Origin of the sequence: Paraburkholderia sp. (assembly GCF_035656215.1) — a bacterium.
GTDB lineage: Bacteria > Pseudomonadota > Gammaproteobacteria > Burkholderiales > Burkholderiaceae > Paraburkholderia.
In genome coordinates this window covers 1-3,387 of record NZ_DASRSY010000253.1, presented here as the reverse complement: position 1 = coordinate 3,387, position 3,387 = coordinate 1, and the positions used below count along the sequence as shown (strand labels likewise).

Sequence of the window (3,387 nt, the reverse complement as noted above, 5' to 3'; positions counted from 1 at the left end):
GAGCGAATCAGTTTGGCCGAACGGATGCCCTGAACGAGCGACCGTTCGGCCCACGTGGCCTACGTAGCCCATCCAACTCGGTCCACGCCTGCCCACACCTGCCCACACCGCTGTGCGTCAAGCCGCCGCTTGCTGCTGCTCCTGCGCGGACGAGCACGCCACCAGAATGCTGCACGAGATCCGGTCGAGCAGCGGTGTATTCCCCGCGCCCATCCACCATCGTGACAGGCCAGTGCGGCAACGGTGGCCGACCACCACGAGATCGACATTCAATTCGTTGGCGAGGTTGGCGATCTCGTCGATGGGATGGCCAAACGCAAAATGCCCTTGCGCGGTCACGCCGCGTTCGGTGAGCCAGTCCACCCCTTCCTGCAGGATGTCGCGGGCTGTTTTCTCGAAGCTGCCGCAGGCCACATCGGTCAGCAGGCCCGCGCTTTGCGCAATGCTTGAGCGCATGTCGACCACTGACAACAAGTGCGTTTCCGCCTTCAGATCCAAGGCCAGGTCGGCGCCGCAACGTAACGCTTTGCGGCCTTCGCGCGAGCCGTCGTAGCACAGCAGGATTTTTTGGTAGCTCGCCATGATTTTTCTCCCATCCCGCGAGGAACGCGGTCTGAATGAATCATGGTGCGCCGCAATTCAGGTTGCAAGGGATGGAAAACGCTAAGTGCGCCCTAAACAGGTGCGTGAGGGATTCGAGGCGGGTTTGGGCCGGGCTCGGGTCGAATTTGGGTCACACGGGAACCTTTGCCGCAGCGCAAGAAACGCCGTCCGGCGCATCCGGCAGCGATCAACACCGCTCTGCCGATGCCATAGAATGAGCGACCTTACCGGCCATTTGCGTCTTTTCCCGGAGCCTCAATCGATCCATGTCTGAACTCGCCATTGAATTCCAGCAGGTTAAAAAAAGCTACGGCGAAAAGACGGTCGTCGACGGACTGTCGTTTCATGTGAACGCCGGCGAATGTTTCGGCCTGCTCGGTCCGAACGGCGCGGGCAAAACCACCACGCTGCGCATGCTGCTCGGCATCGCCGCGCCGGACGCCGGCACGATCCGGCTGTGCGGCGAGCCGATTCCCAGCCGCGCCCGCGTGGCCCGAGCGCGTGTAGGCGTAGTGCCGCAGTTCGACAATCTCGATCCCGATTTCACGGTCCGCGAAAACCTGCTGGTGTTCGGCCGTTACTTCGGTCTGAGCGCTGCGCAATGCCGCGCGATGGTGCCGTCGCTACTCGAGTTCGCGCGCCTCGAAAGCAAGGCGGACGCACGTGTGAGCGAACTGTCGGGTGGCATGAAACGGCGCCTCACGCTGGCCCGCGCGCTCGTCAACGACCCTGACGTGCTGATCATGGACGAGCCGACCACCGGCCTCGATCCGCAAGCGCGCCATCTGATCTGGGAGCGGCTGCGCTCGCTGCTCGCGCGCGGCAAGACCATCCTGCTCACCACGCACTTCATGGAAGAAGCCGAACGGCTGTGCCATCGCCTCTGCGTGATCGAGGAAGGACGCAAGATCGCCGAAGGCGCGCCGAGTGAGTTGATCGCATCCGAGATCGGCTGCGACGTAATCGAAATCTTCGGCCCCGATCCGGTTGCGCTGCGCGATGAACTGGCGCCGCTTGTCGAGCGCACCGAAATCAGTGGCGAGACGCTCTTCTGCTATGTGAACGACGCCCAGCCTGTGCATGCCCGACTCAAACAACGCGCCGATCTGCGCTATCTGCATCGCCCGGCGAATCTGGAAGATGTGTTCCTGCGTCTGACCGGGCGTGAGATGCAGGACTGACGCGAATCGATCCCGGCTCGGCTCGCAACCCTCTACAGCTATAACGACACGGCAAGAGACACGCAATGGACGCACGCACTTACGAAACCCACGGCGAGGCACCGTCGAAACAGGAAACCTTCGCCGCTTTCCCCGCCAACGCGGTGAACTGGATTGCGGTGTGGCGCCGCAACTATCTGGTCTGGAGGAAGCTCGCGATTGCTTCGATGTTCGGCAATCTTGCCGATCCGATGATCTATCTGTTCGGCCTCGGCTTCGGGCTTGGCCTGATGGTCGGGCACGTCGACGGCGTGTCGTATATCGCGTTTCTCGCTGCGGGCACGGTTGCATCGAGCGTGATGATGTCGGCCAGTTTCGAGTCGATGTATTCGGGCTTTTCGCGTATGCACGTACAGCGCACCTGGGAGGCGATCATGCATACGCCGCTGACGCTCGGCGACATCGTGCTCGGCGAGGTGATCTGGGCGGGCAGCAAGTCGATGTTATCGGGCGCGGCGATCATGCTGGTCGCGGGCGCCCTGGGCTACGCGAGTTTTCCGTCGATGTTGCTGGCGTTGCCGGTGATCGTGGTAACGGGGCTCGCCTTCGCGAGTATCGCGATGGTGGTGACGGCGCTCGCTCCGTCGTATGACTTCTTTATGTTTTACCAGACGTTGGTGTTGACGCCGATGATGCTGTTGTCGGGCGTGTTTTTTCCCGTTTCACAGTTACCTGCTGCGGCTCGGGTCGTGACTGAGCTTTTGCCTTTGGCGCATGCTGTCGATCTGATTCGGCCGGCTATGCTTGGGCGGCCTGTCGAAGGTGCTGTTTTGCACGTTGCCGTGCTGGTGGCTTATGTTGTGGGTGGGTTTGTTGTTTCAGCTGTTTTGTTTCGGCGCAGGATGATGAAATAGGGGTTTGAGGGCTGGCCTGCGGCCGGCGGGTTTTTGCGTGGCGACGCTAATAATTCAATAAGAATTCAAGAAAAACCCAACGCCGTAGGCAAACCCACAAACCAAGCGCCGCGAAGCCCTCCTCCTTTAATCCTCATCATCCGTCCAGGGAATATCCACATCAGAAATAAAGGCCACCGTTGCAAACGGCCCCCCATCCTGACGCCCGATCTTCCCGTCGGCCCGCTGCCATTCAACCCTGAACACCGTGCTGGGATCATCGGCAATCAACCGGACAGATCGAACCTCGTCCGGATCCGCTTCCTCGACGGGGCCGTCAAGCGAAACCTGCAATTCCTGTGGCCACAGCCCGTCGGTAGGATCGTAAATCTTGTCGCCGTCCGCAATCAGCGTGAAAGCCTCCACACCGATCGTCGCCGACGCCTCTACGATCATCTTGCCCAACGCCCGCAGCAACGCAGTCGCCCGTGCCGAGTTGGCCTGGCGAATTGCGAGATCCCCACGCGTCAGCGCCTGCTCAAGTTTTGGGTTTGTTTTTTGTTGCGCCATTCGATGTCCTGAGTCCTATCGCTCTGTTGTGGATGGCACGCCCGTTCATCGCGCACCGCTCTCCATTTTTCGGGCTGAATCCTACCACTGGTATGGGTCGCGGCATTGCGAGCCGTGCAGTAGGGACCGTACAGCCCACCCCGCTCCCACAGTTTAGGTCG

General features: G+C 60.9%; 4 protein-coding genes. 2 read left to right on the top strand and 2 right to left on the bottom strand.

Features of this window, described 5'->3' with window-relative positions; genetic code table 11:
* Window positions 1-117: 117 nt before the first annotated feature.
* Complete coding sequence (locus tag VFE81_RS14280; protein WP_325045220.1) at window positions 118-582, bottom strand: universal stress protein; 465 nt, start codon at window positions 580-582, stop codon at window positions 118-120.
* A gap of 287 nt (window positions 583-869) precedes the next feature.
* Between VFE81_RS14280 and nodI the strand changes: the two genes are divergently transcribed.
* Together nodI and VFE81_RS14270 are read left to right on the top strand one after the other, a co-directional pair.
* On the top strand, window positions 870-1,784 hold the full coding sequence (nodI, locus tag VFE81_RS14275) for a nodulation factor ABC transporter ATP-binding protein NodI (protein WP_325045219.1): 915 nt from the start codon (window positions 870-872) through the stop codon (window positions 1,782-1,784).
* 65 nt (window positions 1,785-1,849) lie between these two features.
* On the top strand, window positions 1,850-2,677 hold the full coding sequence (locus tag VFE81_RS14270; RefSeq protein WP_325045218.1) for an ABC transporter permease: 828 nt from the start codon (window positions 1,850-1,852) through the stop codon (window positions 2,675-2,677).
* 126 nt (window positions 2,678-2,803) lie between these two features.
* Here VFE81_RS14270 and VFE81_RS14265 read toward each other — a convergent pair whose 3' ends face one another.
* Window positions 2,804-3,226: a hypothetical protein gene (locus tag VFE81_RS14265; protein ID WP_325045217.1), complete on the bottom strand. Its 423-nt coding sequence runs from the start codon at window positions 3,224-3,226 to the stop codon at window positions 2,804-2,806.
* Window positions 3,227-3,387: the final 161 nt, after the last annotated feature.